This window comes from Myxococcales bacterium, from assembly GCA_016716835.1.
Taxonomy (GTDB): domain Bacteria; phylum Myxococcota_A; class Polyangia; order Haliangiales; family Haliangiaceae; genus JADJUW01.
Genome location: JADJUW010000001.1, coordinates 951,671 through 976,646 on the forward strand (window position 1 = coordinate 951,671; position 24,976 = coordinate 976,646).

24 protein-coding genes and 1 tRNA gene are annotated in these 24,976 nt (G+C 64.8%); 16 read left to right on the forward strand and 9 right to left on the reverse strand.

What is annotated here, in order from left to right; genetic code table 11:
• Positions 1–54: 54 nt before the first annotated feature.
• A complete protein-coding gene (locus IPL79_04200) occupies positions 55–792 on the forward strand; it encodes a metallophosphoesterase family protein (GenBank protein MBK9070191.1) in 738 nt (245 codons plus the stop codon).
• A gap of 29 nt (positions 793–821) precedes the next feature.
• Here the strand turns inward: IPL79_04200 and IPL79_04205 are convergent, their stop codons facing one another.
• The gene (locus tag IPL79_04205; protein ID MBK9070192.1) at positions 822–2,948 is read right to left on the reverse strand and encodes a transglycosylase domain-containing protein; all 2,127 of its coding nucleotides are present in this window, start codon (positions 2,946–2,948) and stop codon (positions 822–824) included.
• 101 nt (positions 2,949–3,049) lie between these two features.
• Between IPL79_04205 and IPL79_04210 the strand changes: the two genes are divergently transcribed.
• Genes IPL79_04210 through der form a run of 7 tightly spaced genes read left to right on the forward strand, consistent with a single transcriptional unit; the run spans position 3,050 to position 9,417 of the window.
• Positions 3,050–4,456 carry a restriction endonuclease gene (locus tag IPL79_04210; GenBank protein MBK9070193.1) on the forward strand — a complete coding sequence of 469 codons (1,407 nt, stop codon included), beginning with the start codon at positions 3,050–3,052 and terminating at the stop codon, positions 4,454–4,456.
• Positions 4,456–5,121: a lipoyl(octanoyl) transferase LipB gene (lipB, locus tag IPL79_04215; protein MBK9070194.1), complete on the forward strand. Its 666-nt coding sequence runs from the start codon at positions 4,456–4,458 to the stop codon at positions 5,119–5,121. Before IPL79_04210 ends, lipB begins: the two co-directional genes overlap by 1 nt.
• A complete protein-coding gene (locus tag IPL79_04220) occupies positions 5,118–6,140 on the forward strand; it encodes a D-alanine--D-alanine ligase (GenBank protein ID MBK9070195.1) in 1,023 nt (340 codons plus the stop codon). Before lipB ends, IPL79_04220 begins: the two co-directional genes overlap by 4 nt.
• Positions 6,137–6,622 carry a GNAT family N-acetyltransferase gene (locus IPL79_04225; protein MBK9070196.1) on the forward strand — a complete coding sequence of 162 codons (486 nt, stop codon included), beginning with the start codon at positions 6,137–6,139 and terminating at the stop codon, positions 6,620–6,622. The genes IPL79_04220 and IPL79_04225 overlap by 4 nt, the downstream gene beginning before the upstream one ends.
• A gap of 49 nt (positions 6,623–6,671) precedes the next feature.
• On the forward strand, positions 6,672–6,899 hold the full coding sequence (locus IPL79_04230) for a hypothetical protein (GenBank protein ID MBK9070197.1): 228 nt from the start codon (positions 6,672–6,674) through the stop codon (positions 6,897–6,899).
• A 44-nt stretch (positions 6,900–6,943) separates the two neighbouring features.
• The gene (era, locus tag IPL79_04235; protein MBK9070198.1) at positions 6,944–7,912 is read left to right on the forward strand and encodes a GTPase Era; all 969 of its coding nucleotides are present in this window, start codon (positions 6,944–6,946) and stop codon (positions 7,910–7,912) included.
• On the forward strand, positions 7,909–9,417 hold the full coding sequence (gene der, locus IPL79_04240) for a ribosome biogenesis GTPase Der (GenBank protein MBK9070199.1): 1,509 nt from the start codon (positions 7,909–7,911) through the stop codon (positions 9,415–9,417). The genes era and der overlap by 4 nt, the downstream gene beginning before the upstream one ends.
• Here the strand turns inward: der and IPL79_04245 are convergent.
• Positions 9,386–9,970 (reverse strand): hypothetical protein, encoded by a 585-nt coding sequence (locus IPL79_04245; protein MBK9070200.1) that lies wholly within the window; start codon positions 9,968–9,970, stop codon positions 9,386–9,388. The genes der and IPL79_04245 overlap by 32 nt on opposite strands.
• Before the next feature lie 96 nt (positions 9,971–10,066).
• Between IPL79_04245 and IPL79_04250 the strand changes: the two genes are divergently transcribed.
• Both IPL79_04250 and IPL79_04255 read left to right on the forward strand, forming a co-directional pair.
• Positions 10,067–10,849, forward strand: coding sequence for a hypothetical protein (locus tag IPL79_04250; protein MBK9070201.1), 783 nt, complete (start codon positions 10,067–10,069; stop codon positions 10,847–10,849).
• Positions 10,846–12,015, forward strand: coding sequence for a PQQ-binding-like beta-propeller repeat protein (locus IPL79_04255; protein MBK9070202.1), 1,170 nt, complete (start codon positions 10,846–10,848; stop codon positions 12,013–12,015). Before IPL79_04250 ends, IPL79_04255 begins: the two co-directional genes overlap by 4 nt.
• Positions 12,016–12,029: 14 nt before the next feature.
• On the opposite strand, the gene IPL79_04260 is transcribed toward IPL79_04255, so the two are convergent.
• Positions 12,030–12,491 carry a hypothetical protein gene (locus IPL79_04260; GenBank protein ID MBK9070203.1) on the reverse strand — a complete coding sequence of 154 codons (462 nt, stop codon included), beginning with the start codon at positions 12,489–12,491 and terminating at the stop codon, positions 12,030–12,032.
• Positions 12,492–12,663: 172 nt separating this feature from the next.
• Between IPL79_04260 and IPL79_04265 the strand changes: the two genes are divergently transcribed.
• The 3 genes from IPL79_04265 (at position 12,664) to dnaK (ending at position 15,977) form a co-directional block, all read left to right on the forward strand.
• The gene (locus tag IPL79_04265; protein MBK9070204.1) at positions 12,664–12,948 is read left to right on the forward strand and encodes an HU family DNA-binding protein; all 285 of its coding nucleotides are present in this window, start codon (positions 12,664–12,666) and stop codon (positions 12,946–12,948) included.
• A 151-nt stretch (positions 12,949–13,099) separates the two neighbouring features.
• Entirely contained in the window at positions 13,100–14,062 is a 963-nt protein-coding gene (locus IPL79_04270) for a hypothetical protein (GenBank protein MBK9070205.1), read from the forward strand.
• A 358-nt stretch (positions 14,063–14,420) separates the two neighbouring features.
• The gene (gene dnaK, locus IPL79_04275; protein MBK9070206.1) at positions 14,421–15,977 is read left to right on the forward strand and encodes a molecular chaperone DnaK; all 1,557 of its coding nucleotides are present in this window, start codon (positions 14,421–14,423) and stop codon (positions 15,975–15,977) included.
• A 251-nt stretch (positions 15,978–16,228) separates the two neighbouring features.
• Here the strand turns inward: dnaK and IPL79_04280 are convergent.
• Positions 16,229–16,302, reverse strand: a tRNA-Arg gene (locus IPL79_04280).
• 74 nt (positions 16,303–16,376) lie between these two features.
• Here IPL79_04280 and IPL79_04285 point away from each other — a divergent pair.
• The gene (locus IPL79_04285) at positions 16,377–16,973 is read left to right on the forward strand and encodes a superoxide dismutase family protein (protein ID MBK9070207.1); all 597 of its coding nucleotides are present in this window, start codon (positions 16,377–16,379) and stop codon (positions 16,971–16,973) included.
• 7 nt (positions 16,974–16,980) lie between these two features.
• On the opposite strand, the gene IPL79_04290 is transcribed toward IPL79_04285, so the two are convergent.
• The 5 genes from IPL79_04290 to IPL79_04310 are packed head-to-tail and all read right to left on the reverse strand — an operon-like array spanning position 16,981 to position 23,141.
• Positions 16,981–17,367, reverse strand: coding sequence for a hypothetical protein (locus IPL79_04290; GenBank protein MBK9070208.1), 387 nt, complete (start codon positions 17,365–17,367; stop codon positions 16,981–16,983).
• Positions 17,368–17,420: 53 nt separating this feature from the next.
• A complete protein-coding gene (gene coaBC / locus IPL79_04295; protein ID MBK9070209.1) occupies positions 17,421–18,719 on the reverse strand; it encodes a bifunctional phosphopantothenoylcysteine decarboxylase/phosphopantothenate--cysteine ligase CoaBC in 1,299 nt (432 codons plus the stop codon).
• Positions 18,716–20,116, reverse strand: a complete 1,401-nt coding sequence (locus tag IPL79_04300; GenBank protein ID MBK9070210.1) for an NAD-dependent succinate-semialdehyde dehydrogenase — start codon at positions 20,114–20,116, stop codon at positions 18,716–18,718. The genes coaBC and IPL79_04300 overlap by 4 nt, the downstream gene beginning before the upstream one ends.
• Positions 20,113–21,444 (reverse strand): NAD(P)-binding protein, encoded by a 1,332-nt coding sequence (locus IPL79_04305; GenBank protein MBK9070211.1) that lies wholly within the window; start codon positions 21,442–21,444, stop codon positions 20,113–20,115. Before IPL79_04305 ends, IPL79_04300 begins: the two co-directional genes overlap by 4 nt.
• Positions 21,444–23,141: a hypothetical protein gene (locus IPL79_04310; GenBank protein MBK9070212.1), complete on the reverse strand. Its 1,698-nt coding sequence runs from the start codon at positions 23,139–23,141 to the stop codon at positions 21,444–21,446. The genes IPL79_04305 and IPL79_04310 overlap by 1 nt, the downstream gene beginning before the upstream one ends.
• Before the next feature lie 143 nt (positions 23,142–23,284).
• Here IPL79_04310 and infA point away from each other — a divergent pair, with 143 nt between their 5' ends.
• Both infA and IPL79_04320 read left to right on the forward strand, forming a co-directional pair.
• Positions 23,285–23,503 (forward strand): translation initiation factor IF-1, encoded by a 219-nt coding sequence (gene infA, locus IPL79_04315; protein MBK9070213.1) that lies wholly within the window; start codon positions 23,285–23,287, stop codon positions 23,501–23,503.
• Positions 23,504–23,652: 149 nt separating this feature from the next.
• Positions 23,653–24,951: a serine/threonine protein kinase gene (locus IPL79_04320; protein ID MBK9070214.1), complete on the forward strand. Its 1,299-nt coding sequence runs from the start codon at positions 23,653–23,655 to the stop codon at positions 24,949–24,951.
• Positions 24,952–24,976 lie beyond the last annotated feature (25 nt).

Here is a 24,976-nt window from a genome sequence, read left to right on the forward strand (position 1 = left end):
GCCCGGGCTGTAACGCCGCGTAAGACCAGGTAAACTGGGGGTTGGATCGATCGCATGCGCTACGGGATTTTTTCGGATATTCACGCCAACATCGAGGCCCTCGGCGCCGTGATGGCGGCATTTGGCGACCAGCGCATCGATCGCTTCGTCTGCATCGGCGACACGGTTGGCTATGGCGGCGCGCCTGATGAGTGCTGCAACCTGGTGCGCGAGGCGACGACGTACACCTTGCTCGGCAATCACGACGCCGCGGTGGCAGGGCGCATGGACTATTCGTATTACTACGATGCCGCGCGCGAAGCGCTCGATCTGCACGCGCGCACCATCACGCCAGAAAACCTCGCCTGGCTTAAGACGTTGCCCTATGAAGTGCGCGACGCCGCGCAGGGCGTCGCGTTTTGCCACGGCTCGCCGATCAATCTCGAAGAGTTTGAATACGTGTTCGCGCCCGAGCACGCCGAGCGCTGCCTGCAAATTTGGCAGGATCTGGCGCAGATTACGTTTGTCGGCCACTCCCATCTCTGCAAGGCCTTTGCGCTGACCAAGGATGAGGTCTACGAGGTCGTCGCCGATCGCTTCGAATTGCGACCGGGCTTTAAGTACATCGTCAGCGTGGGCTCCGTAGGGCAGCCGCGCGACCGCGACCCACGCGCGTCGTATACGGTGTACGACGCCGAAACCAAGGTGTTCGAATTTCTCCGCGTGCCCTACGATACCGAGGTTGCCGCGCAGCGCATTTTGGACGCGGGCCTGTTTAATGGCTTCGCCAACCGGTTGCGCCTCGGCATCTAGCGTCCCCATCTCGCGAGGCAAGCTCGACGCTACGGCGCCGTCGCCAACCGCGCGCGCAGGCTGACGACGACGGCCGGCGGTATAGCCAGGCGACTTGCGGTCGCCGCGGCATGCGCGTCATCAGACAGCGCGCCGGCGCGCCGCATTGCGCCCAAGATTAGCTTGGTGCGCTCCCAGGTGACGTCATCAAGCCGTCCGGCCCCGGCAATCCGCCGCGCCGCAGACATCGGCCCTGGGGTCATGGCCGCAAACAAGGCCGCCTGCGCCGCGGTCAATTTGGCGGCGTCGACGCCAAACCAAAACGACGCCGCTTGGCCAACGCCCCACACGCCGGGCCCAAGCTCGATGACATTTAGATAGCGCTCGAGGATTTGCCGCTTGGTGAGCAGGCTCTCAAGGCGCCAGGTCAGGATCGCCTCTTGCAGCTTGCGCGCGAGCGTGCGCTGGCGATCTAGGAACTCATTCTTGATGAGTTGTTGGCTGATCGTCGAGGCGCCTCGCAAGACGCCTTGCTCGCGAAAATTAAAATCGAGGCTGCGCGCGATTTGATCGGGCGCAAAGCCGTCGTGCAGGTAGAAGCTCGCATCCTCGCCAGCGACAAAGGCGGCATCGACGTGGGCCGGCAAGGTCGCAAGGCCAACGTAGCCGGGGGCGCCTGGGCCGACTAGGCGGGTCGTGCCATCGACGAAGCGGCGCGGCGCGATCGCTAGCAACGCCAACGGGTCGGCGCCCTGGGCGTCTGCGAGGATCTCGCAGTCTTCGACGTCCAGCGTGGTTAAGATCATGGCGCCATGGCCCACGGGCTTGGTCGCGTCGTAGCGAATTTCTAGGCCACCTTGCAGCATGCCGCGCGGCGTAAGGCCCGTGAGGGCGCCGCGCAGCACCGGCGGAATCGACTCGAGTGCGTCGAGACAGGCGACCGGCGCGATGTTTGCCGCCAGGCGCAACGCGACGATGCCATCTGAGGTATCGAGGTACCCATTACCCGCAAGCGCAACGTCGCCGAGCGAGACCGCGTAATGCGTTATGGTTGTCACGTCTTGGGCAAAGCTTGCCGTGGCCTCGCCCTTGAGCGACAGCGGAACCGGCTCGGTGGCAACGAGACCTTGGGTAATGGCCGCGCCATTTAGCTGACCGTGTGCGGTCATAACAATTGCCTGGCCGGGCGCGGGTGACATCATGTGTTGCAGGACCAGGTGCCCCGTGGCCGTTGCCTCGCTAACGTCCAAGGTCGGCGGCAGGGCGGGGGCAAGGATCGCCAGCGGCGCCTCATTGAGTTGCAGCGTGAGGGTGTCGTCGCGGTGCCAGGCGATCGAAAATGGTTGCTCGGGTGCGCCCGCAAAGGCGCCGGCCGCCACGACATCGTGCTGTCGATCGGTGCCAAAGGAAGCCGAGAGGCCGACAAACGCCTCGCGGATCGCGCCGTGCTCGACGGCGCCACTGCCCGCTACCGCCAGCGCCCGCACCACGCGATGCGACGCCAGATCAACATCGGCGGCGCTGCGATCAAAATGAAAGCGCGCGAGGTAGCCAGCGTGTGCGAGCTTAAGCTCGACGCCCTGCGAGGTGACGCGAAGCTGCTCCCCGGTGGGCACGATATCGACATGCGTCAGCTGCACGGAGGCGAGGGCGCCATACGCTAGATTCACGGTACCGTCGGTGGCGACGATCCGCAGCGCCGTGGCATCACTGGCCTCACCTTGGGCCGCGCGGCCTGCATCGCCGGCCTTTCCCAGCGCGCGCCGATAGAGTTCGGCGAGGCTAGCGAGCCCCGCATCGTCAACGCGCGCATGTACGGCAAAACGACGCAAAACGACCTCGCCGGGGCGAAACTGTCCGGCTAACATCGACCGCCACGACGCGCCGAGTTCAATTGTCTCGGCGGTGAACATCGAGCCGACCTCGACCTCACTGAGCTCGACGCTGCCGCTGAGATTCGCCGCGATCGCGCCGATGCGGACCGGCACGCCAAGCCGCGTCGCCAAGCGCGGCTCGATGCTGCGGTGCAAGGTACGTTCGACGTACAGAAATGCGGAGCCAGCGATAGCCGCCGCGATCAGCGCGACGCCGCAAGCGGGGATGGCGCGACGCAGCGTCAGGCTGCGCGTTGAGACGCCGGCCGCTAGTGAGTGGTCGACGAGATGAGCGATCGTCACGCCCCGACGTTACGAGCGGGCCGGCGGGCGGGCAACTTTTGCGGGGCCGCTTGCGGCGAGCAATGATTGACGTCGCTGGCCGGTCAGCGTATCCACTCGGAATGACGCGCAAAGCAACTGCCAGCTCCGCTGCCAAATCGGCGCCGGCGATCCCTGCCGGCAAGCCGACAAAATCCGCGAAGCCCGCGACGACCAAGGTAGCCGCGAAGGCGTCCACGCGCACGGCAGCAAAGGCGCCCGCGGGCGAGGCAGGCGTGGCGTCACCCAAGCACGCACCCAAGGCTGCTCGACCGCCCAAAAAGGTGATCGCCAAGCCAGCCTCGTCGGACGCGCGCGCCGCCGCCCATATGCCCTCAGAGGAGGAGCTGGCGCTGGCGTCACTTTACGCAGATGACATGCAAAGCCCCGTCGCGGCACATGGCGAATTTCGCGATGCGCGCACGGCCGATGAAGATCGCGAGATGTCGCCGGAACACACGGCCAAGGCCGTTCGACGTGCGGCCCATGGCGATGCGCGCCAGGACCGGCGAGACCACTGGAAGCGCCTGCGCGAGGAACGCAAATCGCGCCGCGAGTCGCGATCAAAGTCTGACAGTGGGACAGCGCCAGTTGCCGGCGCCGCGCCAACCTCGCCAGCCGCTTCGCACCCATCAAATGCACGCCGCAGCCACGTTGAACGCGCCGGCGCGCCGCGATCGCAAGGCCTGGTTAGTGCCAAGCCGGCAAGTCTGGCCCCCAAGGCGGGCGATGGCGACCGCGCGCTCGCGAGCGCCGCGCAGGCCGTGTTCGCCAGCATGGCGACCGCACAATCTATCCCGGTGCGCCAGCTGACGCACATGATGAAAAAACGCGAGCTGTTCGCGGCTGACCCGGAACGCGTCGTGCAAGATCTAAAATGGCAACTCATCACCGATGAGCGCGAGCGCAAGGCGGCTGGGTTCCGCAGCGTTGTGAGCTATCGCGGTCGCGATTTATTCGCGACCGGCGCGGCCCGCTTATCCGCCACGGCGGACAGCGAAGCGGCACTTTATGCGGCGTGGCGAGACCATGGCGCCGCGGTGCGAGAGGCCTTGCAGCGGCACGTCGCAAGCCTCGCCGCTCCCGCCTTTGAACGCCTCGTCCATGCCTTGCTCGAGGCGCAGCATTACACCTCCATCGCCTGGGTCAAGCGCGCGGCGCCGTATAGCTATGCCACCGCTCTCGACACAAGCGGCGGCACCGTCCTCATCTCGGTTCGTGCCGGCGACGGCGCGATCGATCGCCGTGGCGTCGGCGAATTACGCGTTGGCACCGAGGCCAAGGACTTACCGACGGGCCTGTTATTTAGCGCGGGTACGCTCTCGGACGACGCGCAAGCCGAACTGCTCAAGCCCGGGCGCAGCGTCGCGCTCTGCGTGGGCGATGCGCTGGTGCAGGCGCTTATCGCCGCCGGCGTCGGCGTTGCGGTGTCGCACGCGCCCATTAGCTACCTCGACGAGGCCTTCATCGCCGAGCTCTCGGCCGGCTGATGACCGAGGTGCCGTGGTTTTGGCGAGGCCGCCAAACCTTGCAGGTTGGCCTCGCGGAGCAACAGGCGCGCTACGAGGCCTTGCGTCGCGGCGAACCCGCGATGGCGCTGCTGCTCGTCGAGCACGAGCCGGTCATTACGCTCGGGCGCCACGGGCAGGAGGCCAACGTCCGGCGTTCGCGCGAAGAACTCGCACGCCAGGGCGTGGCCGTGGTGCGGCTCGAGCGTGGCGGCGACGCGACGTATCATGGCCCGGGCCAACTCATGATCTATCCCGTCGTGCGCGTGCGCTCGTTGCGTCACGTCATCGATGCGATCGGCGAGGCCATAGCGCACGAGCTGTGTGGAGCCGGTATCGACGCCCGTTGGCGATGCAACCCCGCGGGGGTTTGGGTGGGCGAGCGCAAGATTGCGGCATGTGGCATGCACGTGCGCCACGGCATTATTAATCATGGGTTTGCGCTCAACGTCGACCACGATCCCGAACCCTGGCAATGGATCGTCGCCTGCGGCCAGGGTGCGGCGGCGACGTCGATCGCGGGCGAGGTCGCGCCCGCGTTGCTCGAAGCGCCGGCAGTCGCCGCGTGGGCGCCGCGCGTTGGCGCTGCGGTGACGCGCGCGATGGCGCCGTGGGTGTCGTACGGTCCGCGTATAAATCCGCCGTGACCTCGCTGCCCGTCGCCGTCCTCCATAACACCGATTACGACGCCGAACTCACCGCCGCGGTCGACGTTAGCGCCGTGCTCGTGGCCGCCGAGGCGGTGGCCGCGGGGTTGCGCCACGCCGGCTTTTCGCCGCGCCTCGTCGGCGTGCAAGGCGCCGACCTGTTCGAAGTCGTGCAGGCCTTGCAGGGCGCCGGCGCGGCGATCGTGTTTAATCTCTGCGAATCACTCGCCGGCGATGCCCGCAACGAGGTCGCCATGACGGCGGTACTCGACCTCTTTGGCCAGCGATATACCGGCAGCGATGCGTTGGCCCTGGGCAGCTGCCTGCACAAAGACCGCTGCAAAGCCATCCTGCGCGGGCACGGCGTCGCTACACCGCCCGGCGCCTGCTTGGCGACGGAAGGCGACCTCGCGCTGGTCGAGGATTATTCGCGTCCATGGTTTTTGAAGCTGGCGCACGAAGATGCCTCCGTCGGCATCGACACCAGCAACGTGGTGCACACGGCGGCGGCGCTGCGCGCACGCGTCTTGGCGCTGTGGGATGGCTACCGCCAGCCGGTCATCGCGGAACATTTTATAGCGGGCCGCGAAGTCAACGTAACCATCTTGGGTGCGGGCGCCTCGGCGCGCGTGTTGCCGCTGCACGAAATTGACTTCTCCAAGATGCCAGCGGGCCGGCCCAACATCGTCAGCTACGCCGCAAAATGGGACGAGTCGCACGAAGAGTATGGCGGCACCACACCCGTGCCGCTGCAAGGGGTCTCGGCGGCAACGCGCGACGCGATCGAACGCACCGCCTTGGCGGCGTATCGCGCGCTGGGCCTGCGGGACTATGGCCGCGTCGACCTTCGGCTCGACGACGGGCAGGTGCCCTGGGTCATCGACGTCAATCCTAATTGCGATATCTCGCCCGACGCAGGGGTCGCACGCGCGGCGCTGGCCGGAGGGCTCGACTATCCCGCGCTGCTCAAACATATCGTCGAAAGCGCGATCGCGCGGTACGAGGCGAGGCCTGCATGATGACGCACCGACCCGCGCTTGAGGTGCGGACACCGCAGCTCGCTGAGCGCGATGCCATTGTCGCGACGATCACGAGCGACGCGACGTTTAAGGCCACCGAGGTCGCGGTCGCGGTCGAACTTATCGACGCCGCGCTGGCGGCATCACCCGACTACCTGCTCTTGGTCGCATTGCGCGACGAGGGCATCGTCGGCTATATCTGTTTTGGTCCGACGCCAATGACAGACGCAACCTGGGATCTTTATTGGGTCGTCGTCGGATCGGCCCATCGCGGGCTTGGCGCCGCGCGCACCCTCGTTGCCGCTATGGAAGCGTCCGTCAAGGCGCGCGGCGGGCGGCACGTGCGCGTCGAGACTAGCGAAACCGAGGGCTATGGTGCCGCGCGAGCGCTGTATGCGCGGCTCGGGTACCCAGAGGCGAGCGTCTTGCCAGATTTCTACAGCCCCGGCGATGCCCTTATTACCTACTACAAGCAGCTATAGAGCGTAAACAATGCACCTAGTAGCACTAGCAGCGGGCGTTTTAGGGTTAGTGCTTGGCGCCCTGGGATATCCATGGTTTTTTGCCGGCTTTGGCCTGGCCTTGCTTGGCGTAGGGCTTGGGTATCTCGTTTATCGCGATCGCCGGGCCTCTGGAAATGTGCGGGTGGTGGGCGCCGTCGCGTTGGGGGTGTCCGCCGCGGCCGCGGCGCTTGCGGGGGCTCGCATCGCCTTGACCATACTGGCGCTCGACAAAGTGCAGCGGTGGCTCGGTGGGTGAAAACCCTTGCCGCAGCGGGCAAGGACGCCTATACACCGCCCTCCATGCCCCAGCCCCTTGCCACTAGCGGCGCCGCCGCCGAGGCCCATGTCGGCACCTCAAAAAGCGGGTTTGTCGGGGTGGTTGGCCTGCCCAATGCGGGCAAGTCAACGCTGGTGAATTTTCTGCTCGGCAAGCACATCGCCGCGGTGTCGCCGCTCCCGCAAACCACGCGGCAGCGGGTGGTGGCGGTGCGCAACTTGCCAGGGGCGCAGATCGCATACGTTGATACGCCAGGCATCCAGAATGGCCGCGGCGCCCTGCGCAAGTTTATGCAGCAGGAGGCCGTCGATGCCGCGGGCAGCGCAGATGTGGCGCTGGTGGTGGTTGATGCGCTTGGCCGCCGCGCCTTGCCGGAGCAGTGGCTGGGCAGCGATAGCGAGGCGTTGTGCGAGGCGGTGGCGGGCATGCCCGTCGTCGTCGCGCTCAACAAGATCGACCGCATCGAAAAGCCCGCGTTGCTGCCACTGTTGTCGGCGTGGAGCGCGTTTGACCGCCTCGACGTTAAGGCCGTCGTGCCCATCGCGGCCAGCCGCGGCGAGGGCGTCGACGCCATGGAGCGCGAGTTGGTGGCGTTGCTTGCGATTGGCGCGCCCATGTTTCCGCCCGATGTCGACGTCGACCGCGCCGATGAGTTTATCGCCGCCGAGCTCATCCGCGAGCAGGTGTTCGCGCAACTGCGCGACGAGCTGCCGTACACGACGGCCGTGGTCGTTGAATCGCTAACCGACCAAGGCGACGACGTCGTGATCTCGGCGCTCGTCATCGTCGAGCGCGATTCGCAAAAGGGCATCATCATTGGCAAGGGCGGGCAGCAGCTCGGCAAGATCGGCGAACGCGCGCGGCGCACCCTCTCCGCAACATTTGGTTGCGCGGTGCATCTCAAGCTGTTCGTCAAGGTCATGCCGCTATGGACCGAAAACGATCGGTCGTTGTTGCAGCTGGGCCTCAGCCTTGGCAAAGGTCGAACATGAGCAGAAAACCTCGCGCCACCGCCGGCAAAACCGGCGTGCGCCAAACCGCGGCCGTGCCCAAGGCCAGCGCCGAGCTCGCCGCCGCTGCCAGCAAGGCGCCGCTCGTTGCCGTGGTTGGTCGTCCCAATGTCGGGAAATCGACGCTGTTTAATCGCTTCGTCGGCGGCCGCCCAGCCTTGGTCCACGATACGCCCGGGCTGACCCGCGATCGTCGCTACGGCGACGTCGAGTACTTTGGCCGCGTCTTTCGCATCGTCGACACGGGCGGCCTTGACCCCGATGCGGCGCGCGACGTGATCGGTGCTGGCATCCATCGCCAGGCGCATCGCGCGTTGGCCGAGGCCGACGCCATCCTATTCGTCCTTGATGGCGCCGCGGGGCTCACCAGCGTCGACGTCGGGCTCGCCAAGACCCTGCGTACGCTCGGTAAGCCGGTTTTTGTCGCCGTCAACAAGATCGATAGCCCCAAGCGCGACAATCTCGCCAGCGAGTTTTTCGGCCTCGGCTTTGAGCATCTGTGGCCGGTTTCGGCGGCGCATGGTCGCGGCATGGACGACCTCGTCGATGCCATGACCGAGGCCCTGGGCCTGACGTCGCCGATCGAGCCAGAGGTCGACGAATTTGACGAACTGTTTGCGCCTGATGTGGGCGAGGCGCTGCCGAGTGACGAACAGCGCGCGGCAGAAGATTTGCGGCGCGCGCCCACTGGGCCGTTGCGGGTTGCCTTTATCGGCAAGCCTAACGCCGGCAAGTCATCGCTGGCTAACCGCCTGATTGGCGAGGAGCGGTCGCTCGTGCACGACCAGCCTGGCACCACCACCGATCCTGTCGACACCGAGATCAACTTCCTCGGCCGCGCTTACACCATCGTCGACACCGCGGGCATTCGTCGTAAGGCGCGCATCGAAGAAGACGTCGAGAAGTTGTCGGTAACGCTGGCCATCTCGCAGCTCGAACGCGCCGACGTCGCCGTGCTCGTCATCGACGCGTCACTTGGCCCGAGCGAACAAGATGCGCGGCTCGCGGGCATGGTGGCCGACGCCGGACGCGCGCTGCTGATCGTCTGCAACAAATCTGACCTCCTCGATGCCACCGCCGCCGGCGAGCTTGCCCAGAAGATGAAGGACAATTTTCACTTCATGTCGTGGGCGCCTTATGTGCTCATCAGCGCGGCGCGCGGCGATGGCGTCGATAAAATGATGGACGCCGTCGATCGCGTGAGCGCACAGCATCGCAGCCGCATCTCGACCTCCGAGCTCAACAAGTTCTTCGCCGAGGTGTGCGAGGTGACGCCACCGCCGATTTATCGCGGCCAGGGCGTGCGCATCTATTACATCACGCAAGGCGCCGTGCGGCCGCCAACCTTTGTCGTGTGGGCCAATCAGCCCAAGGGCATCTCGCCCTCGTATAAGCGATTTCTCATGAACCAGCTCCGCGAGCGCTATGGCTTTCGCGGCACGCCGCTGCGCGTTTTTATTCGCAACAAGTCGCAGCCGGGCGCGTAGCGCGGCCTAAAAGTAGTCCCAATGCCAGGTGCGCGAAAGCCACAGCGTGGCCTCGCAGGCCCCGCGGCGCGCCGGCTGACAGATTCCACAGCATGCGGTAGCGCACTTCGCCGCGCCAGCTGGTGTCGCGATCGCGCAAGCGAATCAGGCCCAGCGCGGCGGTCGCGGCTGGCGCCAACGCCTCGTCCCCGGCGCGCGTGATGGCGCTTAGGCCCACGGTGCCGCGCACGTAAGGCACCCAGGCCAAGATATCTAGCCGATAGCTAACCCCCGCATCGAGCGTTAGGTACGACGCCCTGGCGTCACCAAAGGCGTGGCCGGCGTCTAGCCCTGCGTGCCAGGCCATGCGAAGTGACGCGTCGGATTCGAAGGCGGCGCCGACGCTGCTCGCGAATTTGGTGTCCGCGCTGGCATCGGCCTCACCCGCGGGGGTAGCCAAGATGCCAAGCCCAAGCCCAACCGACGCGCGTTTTTCGCCATGGGCGATCGACAGCATGCTCAGCGATAGCACCAGCCCTACGGCACCTGCGATCGCGCTCGCGACAGGGTTCATGCCCCAAGCATACCATGAGCCCGCCTGGCGGTTTGACGCCCCCGTGCGGCCAGTGGTATGAGCGGGGCTCGTCGTATTTTGATCGGGGTATTTTCCGTGGCTAACACAAAATCTGCAGCACTTAAATCGGACACCACCGCAGGCGGGCAGGGCGACGCTCCAGCGGCAGCCTCTGCCGTAGAGCCGGTTCGCATCGGCGGCGAATCACTCGCCGACCGGTTGGCACCGCATATCAAAAAAATCTTCGTCATTGGCGGCGTGATTGCCGTGCTAGCGCTCGTGCTCGCCACGGTGCGCTGGCGGCAAAACGTCGGCAAAGAGGCCACGACCGCGGCGTACGTAAAAGCGCTTGCGGTCGCCAGCCGACCTATTGTCAGCCCGGAGACGCCAGCCGCTGGCACCGAAGGCTTTGCGTCGCGCCAGCTGCGCGCCGAGGCCGCGCTGGCCGCCCTGGGGTCCACTCGCGTAAACACCGCCGAAAGCCAATTGTACGTCGCGCGGCTACACTTTGAAGCCCGGCAATTCGACAAGGCGCAGGCGCTATTTGAAGGCCTCGCTCGCGCCTCGGGGTCCGTTGGCCTCAACGCGGCGCTTGGGCTTGGCTATGTCGCCGAAGCGCGCGCCGAAGACGTTGCGAACGCGGCGCAAAAACAAACTCATCTCGAGACGGCGCTGCGGCAGTTTGAAGCCGCTGGCGCGGGGCGGACGGAAGCCGCCGCCGCCGATAGCCTCTACCATCAGGGACGCATCTTGCACCAACTTGGCCGAGCGGCCGAGGCGCAGGCAACCCTTGACAAGGCGTTGGCGTCTTCACCAACACCAGTCACCAAGGCGCTCATCGACGCGCGGCTTGGCTTGGTCGCAAGTGACTTGCCGTGAACCCACGTCTACTTCTTCGTTGCCAACTCCTATTGGCCGGCGTCGCCACCGCGGCGGCCTTGGGCTGCGGGCCCATGCCGACGCCAAAATCGCCGCTCGCAGCCAGTGAGCAGTCCGCCGGACGCTCGCTCTTTGGCTACCGCTGGAAGGTCAGCACCGCCGACCGCCGGATGGAATGGCTGCCGCAAGAAACCGCCGTTGCGACCGCACGTGGCAGCTACGTCTACGTCGGTTCAGCCGTCGGGGGTGAGCTCCTCGCCATTGTCGCCGCCACGGGGCGCGTGCGTTGGCGCGTCGATATCGACGCCATTGCCTCAGCGCCGGTGATCCGTGGCGACCTGCTCTATGTCGGCACCGGCAACGGTGAGGTGGTGTGTGTCGACACGCTTACCGGGGAGGTGCGTTGGCGCTTTCTCAGCAATGGACCTATCGCGGAAGCCCCGGTGGTCGCGGATACCTTGGTGATCTTCGCCAACGAGACCGACCGCGTAACGGCGCTCGACGCCCTGTCCGGCGAGTTTAAGTGGCAATACAAAAATGAGACCGGCAGCGCGGATTCGCTCTTGCGCGGGCACGCGGGCCTCGCCGCCGATGACCAATTTGTTTATACCGGTTTCTCCAACGCGACGGTGGTGGCCTTGCGGATCGCTTCGGGTTCGGTCGGTTGGTCGTCGCGGCTTACCGTGCGGCAGCCCAAATACGTCGACGTAGACTCAACGCCCGTCTTGCTGGGGAATCGGGTGTACGTGGCCTCTGGGGCCGGTGGCGTGTTCGCGCTGGATCGAACCACCGGGCTTACGGTGTGGAGCCGGTCCCTGGGCGACAAAGATGGCGTTGGCCTGTCCGAGCTCACAACCGACGGCACCAATTTGTATGTCACGGCGGCGACCGACGGCGTATTTGCCCTTGATCTGGATGGCAACGTCTTGTGGCAGCACGCCGTCGCTGGCGGCGGCGACCCTTCCATGCCGCTGCTGCTGGCAGACTACGTCCTGGTCTCGTACGCCAATTTTGGCCTTCTGGCCCTGCGCAAATCGTCTGGTGATCTGGTGCAGTACTTCGATCCGGGCGGCGGCATCAGCGCAGCCCCCAGCCTAGGCGCCGGGGCGAGTCTCTACGTTGTGTCTAACCGCGGCACGTTGTTTTCTATGACGCTCGACGAGTAGTCGCGGCGCCCAGCTCACACCCGCGTCATGTGGGCGCAAAATTGCTCCACCACGTCCGCCGCCTCTTCTTGCATCGAGCGCTCGAGCGCGCCCAGTGGAAGGGCGAGCGCCTTTTCGAGGCGATACGTCATGAGCGACGTGGTCGCGGAAATCGGGACAAATCGCGCCTCGCCGCGCATGAACATGGCGCTGGCGGCATCCGAGGTCCAGGTAACGGCAAAATCGTTGACGTTGTACCGGTAGTCGAGGGTGTATTCGCCCAGCGTGGGCGGCGCGTCGCTGGAAAACTGGACCCGGGTCGCGCGCCCGCTGGGATCGCGAAATACCACCTTGGCCTCGACCATCCCGCGAAACCACCGAGGCGTGTGGACGACGTCAGCAAAGGCCTCAAACGCGACGGCCGCGCGCACCGGCAACGAACGCGACAGATCGACCAGTGGACAGAGATCAGGGCTGCGAAGCAGTGCGACTACCATTTTACCTTAACTAAGCAATCGCGGTGCCATGCGCGATCGCCAGCATGTCGCAATAATTACAAATAGTTATGGCGACGACTGGACCTAATAGTGGCTACTACTGCTGTTGCCACACCGCGCAAAAATGCGATTTCGCCGCGCCCCAGCGGCAGGGGTGTGATAGGAGACTGCCATGGCAAACCTCAACAAGAGCGATCTAATCAACGAATTGGCAGCCCGCGCAGCACTCGACAAGAAAGACGTCGAGAAGGTTATGGATTCGTTTTTTGAAATTGTGGTCAGCAAGACCAAGGCTGGCGACAAAGTTGCGTGGCCGGGCTTCGGCTCCTTTGCCACCTCGGCGCGCGCGGCTCGCAAAGGGCGCAACCCAGTGACCAAGGAAGAAATCAACATTCCGGCGTCGACAGCGATGAAGTTTTCGGCCGCCAAAGCGCTTAAAGACGCGCTCAACGGCTAAGCAGCGGTTTTCCGCGTGGCGAGCGGCGCCGCCTTGGCTGGCTATGGCTGTAAGGTGCAGGCTTACCTGGGAGCCCACATCCCTGGCGAATTAGCGGGAATGCGCGGCAATTTCTTTGAGCCCCTGCGCGTTAACGGTAGGATAAGGCTTGATGCCGGCCGCGCAAGGAATGCAGCACGAGGAGCAAGCCTTGCTGCAGCTGGCCGCTATGGAGGCCAAGCTAAAGCAGGGGTCGCGCGATGCGCTAGGCCTTGCGGCAGGCGCCACGCCCGAGGCGACGCGCAAGGCGTTTCTCGAGCTAACCAAGCAGTATCATCCCAATCGCTTTGCCCGTTTCTCAGCGGCAACCCAGCGCCGCGCCAATACCGTGTTCGTGGCGATCAAGCGCGCGCACGATGATTTAATGAAAGGCGCACGCGGCGCTAGCAGCTTGCCGCCGCCGCGCGAAGGCGCGGCTGGCGAGCGTCCGTCACTTGCGTCCGTGTTGCGCACCGGCACGCCCTCAATGGCGCCGCCAACAGGCCGTCCCAGCGGCCCGATGCCTCATCCGTCGCAGCCCATCGAAGTCGCCGCCGCTGCACGCTCGCGGCGCCCCTCGGCGGTGCCGCAATGGTTGCCGCACGGCACCCGCGCGCGCACGACGAGTTCGCCGCAGCCGCAAGGACAACCTCAATCTGGGGCTGCGCCATCGCGGCCATCCGTGCAGGTCGCGACGACGCCGACCGCCGTCACCGCCCCGCCAAAGGCTGCGACATCGACGGCGCAACCAGGACCTGGCACGTCCAAGGCCGCCACGCCGACAGCGAAGGCGGTGGCGCCCAAGTCACCGGAAGACGTCAAATTCGACGCCGCGAAGCTGGCGATTAATCAACAGCGCTGGACCGATGCCGACGTGCTGCTGGGCGAGCTAGCCGTTGCCCAGCCGATGGAAAAGAAATTTCGCGTCTTTCGCCATTTTGTCCGCGGCAGGCAAGCCCAAGAGGAGAACCGCATCGCCGACGCGCGGCAAGAATACGAGCGCGCACTGAGCCTCGACGCCACCTTCGCGTCGGCGCGTATCGCGCTAGGCCAGCTCCCGGCCCCAGGGTTTCTCGGGCGCTTATTCAAACGCTAGTGCTCTGTCCCAACGAAGATGAGCCGGTATGCGCCGGACTGGTCGCTGAGGCCGAGGCGCGCTGACCGAGTTTGGGTGGTTCCAAATGAGGGAAGCGCAACGATGGGATCGGCGGCCAGGGCAAGCAGAGGGGCTCATCTTCGTTGGGAAAGAGCACTAGTGCTCTGTTTCATAAGTTCTGAGCCCCCCTGCTTGGTCTGCCGCCCGAATGCCGGCGTAGCTCGTCGGTTGTTTGGAACCACCAAACGCCCTCCTCGCGCCTTGGCCTCGGACGCCATCCCGGCGCATGGTAGCTCACAACTTATGAAACAGAGCACTAGGCTATATTCCGATCCCGGGTCGGTGCTAGCTTCGCTGCATGGGCAAGATACTGGGGATCGACCTCGGTACCACGAATTCGTGCATCTCCGTTCTCGACGGCACGAATCCGACGGTGATTCATAATCAAGAGGGTGGGCGCACGACGCCCTCGATGGTGTCGTGGACGGCGGATGGCGATGTCGTGGTCGGCGCGGCGTCCAAGCGGCAGATGGTGACCAATCCTCGGCGAACGGTATTTGGCGTCAAGCGTCTCATCGGCGCCAAAATGACCGATCCGCAAGTGGCGGAGCTGGTCTCGACGATGCCGTATCAAATCGTCGCGGCGACCAACGGCGATGCGCGCGTTAGCATCGAAGGCCAACTCTACTCGGCGCAAGAAATCTCGGCGCACGTGCTCAATAAGCTGCGGCAGGTTGCCGAAGAATATTTGGGTGAGGCCGTCACCGAGGCGGTCATCACCGTTCCCGCGTATTTCGACGATGTCCAGCGCCAAGCAACGCGCGATGCTGGCGCCATCGCGGGCCTCACGGTGCGCGCGATTCTTAACGAACCAACCGCGGCCGCGCTGGCGTATGGCGTTGGGCAAAAGGATCAACGCGTCGCGGTGTTTGACCTCGGCGGCGGCACCTTTGACATTTCGGTGCTCGCCATCGAAGGCGGCGTGTTTCAGGTGCTGTCGACCTATGGCGACACGCAGCTTGGCGGCGACGATTTCGATCGCCACATCATCGAATTTCTCGCGAGCGAATTTTTATCGGAGCATGGGATCGACTTGCGCAAGGAGCCTGCTGCGCTACAGCGCCTGAAGGAAGCCGCCGAGCGCGCGAAGGTCGAATTGTCGTCGAGCATGCACACCGATATCAATCTGCCGTTTCTCGCCGTGGGGCCAAACGGCCCGATGCATATGCAACGCGACATGGGGCGAGGCGAGCTCGAGCGCATATGTAAAGACTTATTGGCAAGGCTGGAGCAGCCATGCCAAGAGGCGCTCAAGGCGGCGCGCTGCACGGCCGCCGATATCGACCAGGTGCTGCTAGTTGGCGGCATGTCGCGCATGCCTGCGGTGCAAGAGCAGGTGATCCGCATCTTTGGTAAGGCGCCATCGAAGGGCGTTAACCCCGACGAAATCGTCGCCATGGGCGCCGCCATTCACAGCGGCATCTTGGGCGGCGAAATCCAAGAGGTGACGCTGCTCGACGTGACGCCGCACAACCTGGGTGTGCGCGTCGCCGGCGACAAGATGTCGGTGCTAATTCCAGCCAACACCAGCATCCCGCATAGCGAGAGTAAGACGTTTATGACCGCGGCCGACAATCAGACCTTTGTCGCCATTGAGATCTACCAAGGGCCCAACGATGCGGCTTCGAAAAACCGCCACCTGGGACGGTTTACGCTCGGCGGCTTGCCGGAGGCGGCCAAGGGGCAAGTTCGCGTCGACGTCGAGTTTATGGTGAATGCCGACGGCATCGTCGAGGTCGCGGCGAAGAACCGGGCGACCGGCATTTCAACGTCGATGAAGGTCGAGATGACCAGCGGCCTGGAGCAGTCCGAGGTTGAACGCCTCGCCGAGTCCTTCAAGGGCCGTCGGGCGTAGTCACCGCGCCTCGTAGTTCAGCCCGCTCAGTCATTGGTGTCCGCCCAGTCTCCCGTGGAGGCGAGCAGACAGATGCCGTAGAGATCGTAACGATTTCGTTATCTTATGTAAACTGGCCAGGGCCTTGCTGCTGCGGTTGGCAAGGCCCTGGCCAGTTTACATAAGATAGATTCTGCGACATTTCGATTTAGCCGGAGGGGATGCCCTGGCCTGGCAAAGTGCGCTCCCCCGGCGCCAGTTCACGCAACTTGTGATCCCAACAAGAATCGAACTTGTGACCTACGATTTAGGAAACCGTTGCTCTATCCAACTGAGCTATGGGACCGGCGCGCTAATCGTGCCGACGATCGAGCGCGTGCGCAAGGTTGCGCGGCAGCTCTGGCGAGGCATACTGGTTACATGAAGCAGACCCCATTGTTCCTCTCATGTTGCGCCGTGCTGGCGGCCATAGCCTTCGCGGGCTGCGCGTCGAAATCAGCTCCGGTGACGACGCCGGTGACGCCTGAGGCGCCGCCCCCTGCCGAGCCGGTTTTTGAAGTCACCGTCCCCCTGCTGGCGCGCAGCGGCTCGGCGGTGTCGGGCACCGTGGCGTTTCGCGAATCGGCTGGCTCGGTCGCGGTAAAGCTTGCGCTTGCTGGCGTCACGCCAGGCCTGCACGGCTTTCACGTCCACGAGGTTGGCGACTGCAGCGCCCCCGATGGCACCAGCGCCGGAGGCCATTTTAATCCGCACGGCGCCAACCACGGCGCTTCCGACGTTGAGGCGCGCCACGCTGGCGACATGGGCAATGTCGAGGCAGACGCCGCCGGCAACGTGACCGCCGAGTTGACCATCACCGGCATCACGCTCACGCCCGGCCTGCCGCATTCCATCGGCGGCCGTTCGCTCATCCTGCATGCTGCGCCCGACGACTACGTTACGCAACCCACCGGCAACGCCGGCGCCCGCATCGGCTGCGGCGTCATTGACCAGTCGCTTGTTATCGAAACGAAGTAATACGCGCTTATTTAACGGCGGCGAGGCAGGCCTCTAGGTCGCCGCACGAGCCGCCGGCGTGATGCGCCGCGAGGCAGGTCTGCCAGCCGGTGAGCTTGGCGGTGTTGTCGCCGACTTCTCTGCGGCAAGCGTGAAACATGGTCTTGGTGTGTTCGGCGGCGACGCGCTCGGTTTCTTCGGGCGACAGCTTTTCGTCGGCGGTTGCCGCGTCGGCGAGCGCGCAATCGGTGATGGCGGGCGCGAGCTGGGCGCACATCTTGTCGGTCGGCGCCCCCTCGCTGGCCGCGGGCGCAGGCTCGGCGGTCTTGGGCTCCGATTTCTTGCTGCACGCGGAGCCAAGCAGGGCGATGGCGAGGCAAAAGGGCGTGAGCGCGGCGCGATGGAGAAGCTTCATGAGGGCACTTTAAGCGACCCCACTGCCCTTCTCAATGGCTATATATATGATGATTAGCGTCGCTTGGGCCGCGGTGCTGACGCGGCGGCTTTGGTTTTAGCCGGCGGCCGGCGGCTGACCTCGGTGAGGATCGCGTGGGCGATTTCGCGCTTGCTGGCCAGCGGCACGGCCGTGGTGCCGCGCGGCGAAACCACGATGACGCGGTTGGTGTCGACGCCAAACCCGGCGTCGGGCTGGCTGACGTCGTTGGCGACGATATAGTCGCAGCCCTTGCCGGTAAGCTTTTGTTTCGCGGCAGCCACCAGGTTGCTGGTTTCGGCGGCAAAGCCGACGAGCACGGGCCGCGGCGAGGAGCCTTTTCGCGACGCCAACGCGCCCAGCGACGCCAGAATATCGCGATTTTGTACCAGCGGCAGCGCCATGGTTTTGCCAAGCGCGCCGCGCTTTTGTTTTTCGCGCGCGGGGGCTTTGACGCGAAAATCGGCAACCGCCGCCGCCATAATGACGACGTCCGCGCCTGGCGCCTCGGCGTGAATGGCTACGTCCATCTCCTGCGCGGTTTGCACGTCGATGCGCGCGATATCAGGTGACAGCGAAAGTCCGGTCGGACCAGCGATCACGGTAACGCTCGCACCGCGTTGCGCCGCGGCCTCGGCGAGCGCAAAGCCCATCTTGCCGGTCGACTTGTTGCTGAGAAAGCGCACCGCGTCGATCGGCTCATGGGTGGGGCCGGCGCTCACTAAAATCCGCCGCCCGACCAGATCCTTAGCGGCGAGCAAGCGCTCGGCCGCATGCGCAATCATGTCTGGATCGGCGAGGCGCCCCCTGCCGGTCCAGCCGCAGGCCAAAAAGCCGCTGTCGGGGCCGACAAAGGCGACATGCGGCCGCAGGCGCTCGACGTTGGCCGCAACCATCGGGTGCTGCCACATATTTACGTTCATCGACGGCGCGACCAACGTTGGCGCCTTGGTCGCCAGCCAGCACGCGGTGAGCGCGTCGGTCGCCATGCCAGCGGCCATGCGCGCCAGCAAGTTCGCGGTCGCCGGCGCGATGATCATTAAGTCTGCCTGATCGGCGAGCGAGATGTGGCCGATGGTCGATTCTTGTTCGAGGCTAAACAAGTCGGTGAACACCGCGTGGCCGGTGAGCGCCTGAAAGGTTAAGGGCTGGACAAACTTTTGCGCGCCGGGCGTCATGACGACGCGCACCTTGGCGTCGGCCTTGATCAGCAGGCGCACCAGCTCGCACGCCTTATACGCCGCGATGCCGCCGCCGACGCCGACGACCACGGTCTTGCCGCGCAAGGGAAAGGCCAGCGAGCCGGCCGACGAGTTGGTTGTTGGGCTGGTCATAGCGGTGCCGCCTTGGTCGTCGTCGCAATATATTTGAGATAGGTGTAATCGGCTAGCCCGTGGCGTGAGCCTTCGCGGCCGTAGCCCGATTGCTTGATGCCGCCAAACGGCGCGTGCGGGTTGGAAATGGCGGGTTCGTTGACGCCGAGCATGCCGACGTCGAGGCCGCGCACCAGCGCGCGCTGGCGAGACGCGCTGGTCGTATAGGCATAGGCGCATAGCCCGCTGTCGGTGTCGTTCGCCATCGCCAGCGCCTCGGCGTCGCTGCCAAAGCGCGTGACGGCGACCACGGGGCCAAAGATTTCACGCTGCCATAGCGGCATGCCCGGCGCGACGCCCTCGACGATCATCGGCGCAAAGAACCGCGCTGAGGCATCGGCAGGAAGCTGGCCAAAGCGCAGCGTCGCGCCGGCGGCAAGCGTTTCGCGCACATGTGAAGCGACGCGCGCTACGGCCTGGGTTGAGATCAGCGGCCCGATATCGGTGCCAGGATCGGCGCCGTTGCCGACGCGCAGCGCGGCAACCTTGGCGGCCAGCCGCTGCATAAACGCGTCGTAGATGTCCGCGTTTACGAGCAAACGGTTGGCCGCGACGCAGGTCTGCCCGGCGTTGCGAAACTTCGCCGCCATAAAGCCAGCCACCGCGTCATCGAGGTCCGCATCGGCAAACACCAAAAACGGCGCATTGCCGCCAAGCTCAAGGCTGACGCGCTTAAGCGATGCCGCAGCGGCCGTGGCCAGGGCGATGCCGACCGCGGTCGAGCCGGTGAAGCTGAGTTTGGCGACGGCGTTGTCCGGCGCCAACAGGGCCTGGCCGATCGGCGCCGGCGGTCCCGTGACCACCTCAATCACGCCCGGCGGCACGCCAGCCTCGGCGCAGATCGCGGCCAGCGCTAACATAGACAGCGGCGTTGCCTCGGCGGGCTTGCACACCACGGTGCAGCCCGCGGCCAGCGCGGCGGCGACCTTGCGCCCGGCCATGGCGAGCGGGAAATTCCACGGCGTGATCAGCGCGCAAACGCCAACCGGCTGCGAGATGACGTGCAGTTGTTGCTCGGGCTTGGGCGCCGGAATCTGCTCGCCATACATGCGCTCGGCCTCGCCGGCAAACCACGAAAAGTAATTTGCGGTGTAGCGCACCTCGGCGCGGCTCTCGCGCAACGGTTTGCCCGACTCGGCAGTCATGGTTGCTGCCAACGCCTCGGCGCTAGCCTCAAGCAAGGCCGCGATCCGTCGCAGCGCCGCCGCTCGCGTCATTTCTGGCGTGTGCCGCCAGGTCGAGAATGCCGCCGCGGCGCGATCGATGGCGCGCGCGACGTCGTGCGCGTCGTGGCCCTGCGCCTCGCCGATGACCTCGTCGGTGGCGGGATTGTGCACCGCAAAGGTTTTCGCGCTCATGCTCCCACCTCGTCGCCGCGCGCGAGCTTGGCTGCCAGCGCCTTGGCCTCAACCAAATTGTCCTCGATCGAACAGTACGTCCACGCGCCGTAGCGGCCGACGCTGTGCACGCCGTGCGCGGCGAGTTGCGAGATAAGCGCGGCGGCGTGCGATATGGAGGCGCCGCTGATGTGGACGTACGCTGGATCGAGCACCACGTGATGATGCGCCACCAAGCGGTGGCCCGCGGTGATGCCGAGCGTCGCCAAATCCGCCAAGACGCGCGCCAGCTGCGCCTCGACGTCGATCGGCGCGCCATCGCTCGGCAGGCCAATTTCGATGTACAGGCTCATGCGATCGTCGCCGTACATGTTGTCGTACCAGCCGACGCGGTAAAACGAGATGGCGCGATCAGGCACGTAAAGCCAATGCAAGTCGGGTCGCCCCTTGCGGTCAAAGCCGAGGTTAAAGACCAGCACGCGATTGGCGCTAAAAACCCCAGGCTCGACCTTTAGGCCACACAACGCCGCCAACGCCGGCAACGGCAATGAACTCGCGAGGTGCCGATACGAAACCGTTCGCTTGGAGGTGACGGCAACCCGCTGCGCGAGATCGACGCGCACCAGCGCTTCATCGCAATGCAGCGCATCTGGCGGCCGACGATCGTGCAAGGCGCGCACATACTGCACGGCGCCGCCGCGTGGGTAGCGGAAGGTCGCGTTATAGCCAAGTCCGCCTGCGCCGTCACCTTGCGCGCCGCCGCTGGCGTCACGCGCGATCTGCGCCATCACGTCCGCAAACTCGGTGTGCGGGAAAAACCGTCCCATCGCGTCTGCATCGAGCTGTTGCAAATCGCAGGCGTATAGCTTTTCATTGTAAGGAATCAAAAAACGCTCCGAGATGGCAGGGCCGTATTGCTGCGCGAGAAAGTCGTAGAACGAGCCCGCTGCCGCCGTGCCCGCCGCCGGCCGATGATAAAGGTCGGCTAGACATGCCAAGAAATCTTGCCGCGGCAATTGGTGAATATGCCGCTGAAACGGAAAGTCTACCTCGACGTCGCCGTAGGCGATCTTGGCCTGGCGGACGATGGTGGCCACGCTGCCGGGCGCCATATCGCGGTGAATCCACGCGTCCATCTCGGGGTGGCGAAAATGAAAAAAATGCCCGGCGTAATCCCAGGTAAAGCCGTCTTGCACCACCGTCCGGCAGTAGCCGCCGGGTTCGCTCGCCTGCTCGACAACCTGCACGGTCACCTCGGGCGCGGCCTCGCGCAAAAAGGCGGCAACGCCGAGCCCCGTCATGCCGGCGCCGGCGACCAAGACGTCAACGCCCTGTACCGGCGAGGCCATTACCCCATCGCCCTAATGCGTTCGATTTCGCGTTTGAAGATGCGGCGCGCGATCGCAATGGCGCAACCATACGTGCTCTCGACGCCAAAGAACGACAGGCTCTTGGACAAGAGCTCTTGCCGCCGCGAATACGGCGTGTCCGAGGCGTAGTGGATGACGCCAAGCTCGAAGTCGATATTGTCCGCGAGGTTGACGATTTCGTCGCGTGGATGGCGCTGCGGCGCGGTGGTCTCATATACCGCGCTGAGGTACGGGCCAGCCTCCATTTCCATAACGGTAAAGCCGTCGCGATAATAGCTGTCCATGAAGTCGCGGTTTTGTAGAAACGCGCTGCGCACGGTAAGCGCCTTTTGGTTATCCAGCACCGTGCCGTGTTTCATGTACGGCTGCACATCGTGCGCGGCGAGCGCATTGCGAAATAGATACGTATTGCCGGAATGCACGTCGTGCACGACCTTGCTGATCATGACGTCGCCGACGCGGCCATTGAGCGTCGCCGCCTTGCCCATGACGTAGACGCCGCGCACGTCGTCGATGCCTGCGGCGAGCGCGCTTAGGTGATGATAGGCCGCCATGCCAAGCGGATAATCGATGTTGATGATGATCGCATTGCTCTTGGCAAGCAGCTCGATGCCGTCCATGGCCAGGCGGGGATCGAGGTTGGCGGGGTTGAGCTTGGCGACGTCGACCACCTGCGCGTCGACGTCGATCTTGGCGGGGCTGGCGATGGTGCGAATCCCCACCGCGGCATCACTGGCCTGGACGTCGGCCACGCGCTTGTCCGACTCGCCCTCTTCGTGCAGATAGGCCCGTAGCGCGTAATACAAGATCGAAAGCGTCGTCGTCTCGTCTTGCTTAGCCATGGCGCGCTCGAGATGAGGGCCAAGGCCTTCGAGGTTGACGCGCTTGGTGAACGCCAAGATGTCGTCGCGGTGGCGCACCGCATAGCCGCCCATCAGATTGGCGATCGAATGGCTATTGGAGGAAACGAAATACACCGGCCGCGTTGGGCCACGCGTCTTGTCGCGCGCCACAGCCTCGATCGCGCGCCACCACCGCTGCGACGTGCGTTGGTATTCGCGAAACGAGCCGTCGAGCAGGCGGATGCCCATGTCGCATGGACGATCTTCCATGTCGCTGAGCACCTGCCGCCAGGTCACGCCTAGCGCGCGGCGCAAGGTCTCGACCGCTTCCTCATCCATGCCCAGGCGCGCCACCACGAGCTCGGGCTCGACCTTGGTATTGCCGGTGCGCGCGAGCCGGCCGTGGATCTTGTTCCACTCAATTTGATAGGCGGTGACGATGGGGACGAGGTCATCGATGTCCGATGCCGACGTAATATAGACCGCGAGCGTGTCCTCGCCATCCCATCGCAGCGGGCGGCGGCGACCTCGCGTCTTGACCACCTGCCATTGCTCCACGGGCAAGCCGGCGCGCTCAAATTGCTCGAGGCTCTGTCCCATGACGATGCGCTTGATGCGATAAAAACAATCAGGCAACCGCGCCGCGCTGTATGCAAACGCCGCCAAGTCAGGCTCTTGCCCGAGCGCGCCTAGATGCAGACTCGAGCGGCTGTATAGGTGCGCCTCCTCGATAGCGCGCACGCGGACGTCGCCGGTTGAGCGCAGCAGCGAATAATACGTGCGTATATAGAGGTCGATTTCATCGCTGGTCGCTCGGGGCGCGTTCCTGTCCACACCCGTACCGTAGCGAAATTAAGGGGTAAACGCGAGATCTGCTCGGCGTTGCGTGGAGGGAATCCCGCACGAAACACGGGGAGCCCCTTGGCCTTATGGACCAGCAATGGTAGCAATGGGGCCTCTTTCCATAGGCAGACTACGTGACCAAAGAAGACAATGTACAGCTCGACGGCGAAGTCGTCCTAATCGCCAAAGGTGGCTATTTTCGCGTCAAACTCGACAGCGGCCACGAGGTCCTAACCACGCTGGCTGGCAAGGTTCGGCGTAACCGTATCCGCGTCGTCCTTGGCGACAAGGTTACCGTGGCGGTCTCGCCCTACGATCCCACCCGCGGCTTCATCGTCTATCGTCACCGGTAAGCGTCACAGCGAGGCGCCACCGATAGGTGTCACCGCCAAGGCGGACGCGTAACGTCTTGAAACCGCGCCTGTTGGCCCACACCAGGGCGCCTGGAATGTGCACTTAGCACTCCCGTTCCCGGCATTGCTGACGGTATCATGAGCCCCAGATGGGCGAATTTTCCGCAGTCAGCCCGCCGCGCACCCCCAGCGCCGGCACGCTCAAGGCCGACGATCGCAGCGTCATCGGCACGCGCTGCGGGTCTTATTTGATCATCGACAAGCTTGGCACTGGTGGCATGGCCGAGGTGTTGCTGGCCGTCGATGAACGCTACGCCGGCGGTGAGCGCTTCGTCGCCATCAAGCGCATTAGGCCCGACCTCGCGCGCGACCCCGACATTCTCGAAGCGTTCGCCACCGAATGTCGCCTATCGCTGCAAACGGTGCATCCAAACTGCGCCATCGCCTTTGATGCCGGCGTCGACGGCACGCTGCCATATCTAGTCTTAGAATATATCCCAGGCCCCACCCTGTTTGGCGTGTTGCGGGCGTTGCGCGGCCAAGGCGAGCGCCTTGACGTTCGCGTCGCGGCCGCGATTTGTCTCGACATCGCGCGTGCGCTCGATGCGTTGCACTCGCAGCGCGACGTACACGGGGCGCCGCTTTGCGCGGTGCATCGCGATGTCTCGCCGACCAACATCATGATCGGCCCGATCGGCGCGGCCAAGCTCATTGATTTAGGCGTGGCTCGCTCCAACGTGCAATCGCAATTCACCCAGCTCGGCATCGTCAAAGGCAAGTACGCGTATATGGCGCCCGAGCAGCTCGCGGGCGAACGCGTGCTTGATGGTCGCGCCGACGTCTTTGCGCTCGGCATCATCTTGTATGAGCTGTTAACTGGCGTCTCGCTGTTTATGGCCGAAACCGATATCGAGACGGTCGAGCGCGTCCACCGGCTGGCGATTGCATCGCCCCGGCTCGTCAACGGCCAGGTCCCGCCGAGCGTCGAGGCCATCGCGATGAAGGCGCTCGAGCGCGATCTGAGTCGACGCTACGCCTCGTCGGCGCAGCTCGTCGACGCGCTTGAGTCGCTGGCGCCGCTCGGCCTCATTGCCACGCAGGGGCAAGTGGCGCGCGCGGTGCACGCGTGTGTTGGCGCCCCAACGGTGCCGATCTGGAGCAAGGACCAAGACGTCGTGCCGCTGAGTCGAATCCATTGGCGAGCAAATTCTGAGGAGACCGCCGCGCACGCGAGTGAGCCGGGCGCGGGCGGCGACGCCACGGTGGTTGCGCAGGCGCGTCCACCGATGCCCCCGCCGATGCCCCCGAGGCGGCGCGCGCAGGGGTCAGTAGCGGAGGCCGAGCATGCCAAGGCCAGTGATAACCGCGGCCAGAATGTCCGCGATCCGGACCTTGCGTACTTTCTTAAGGTCGGGATGCCGGCGTTGGACGACGACGGCAAGGCGTAAATTCACGGCGCCGAGGCTTGGCCGC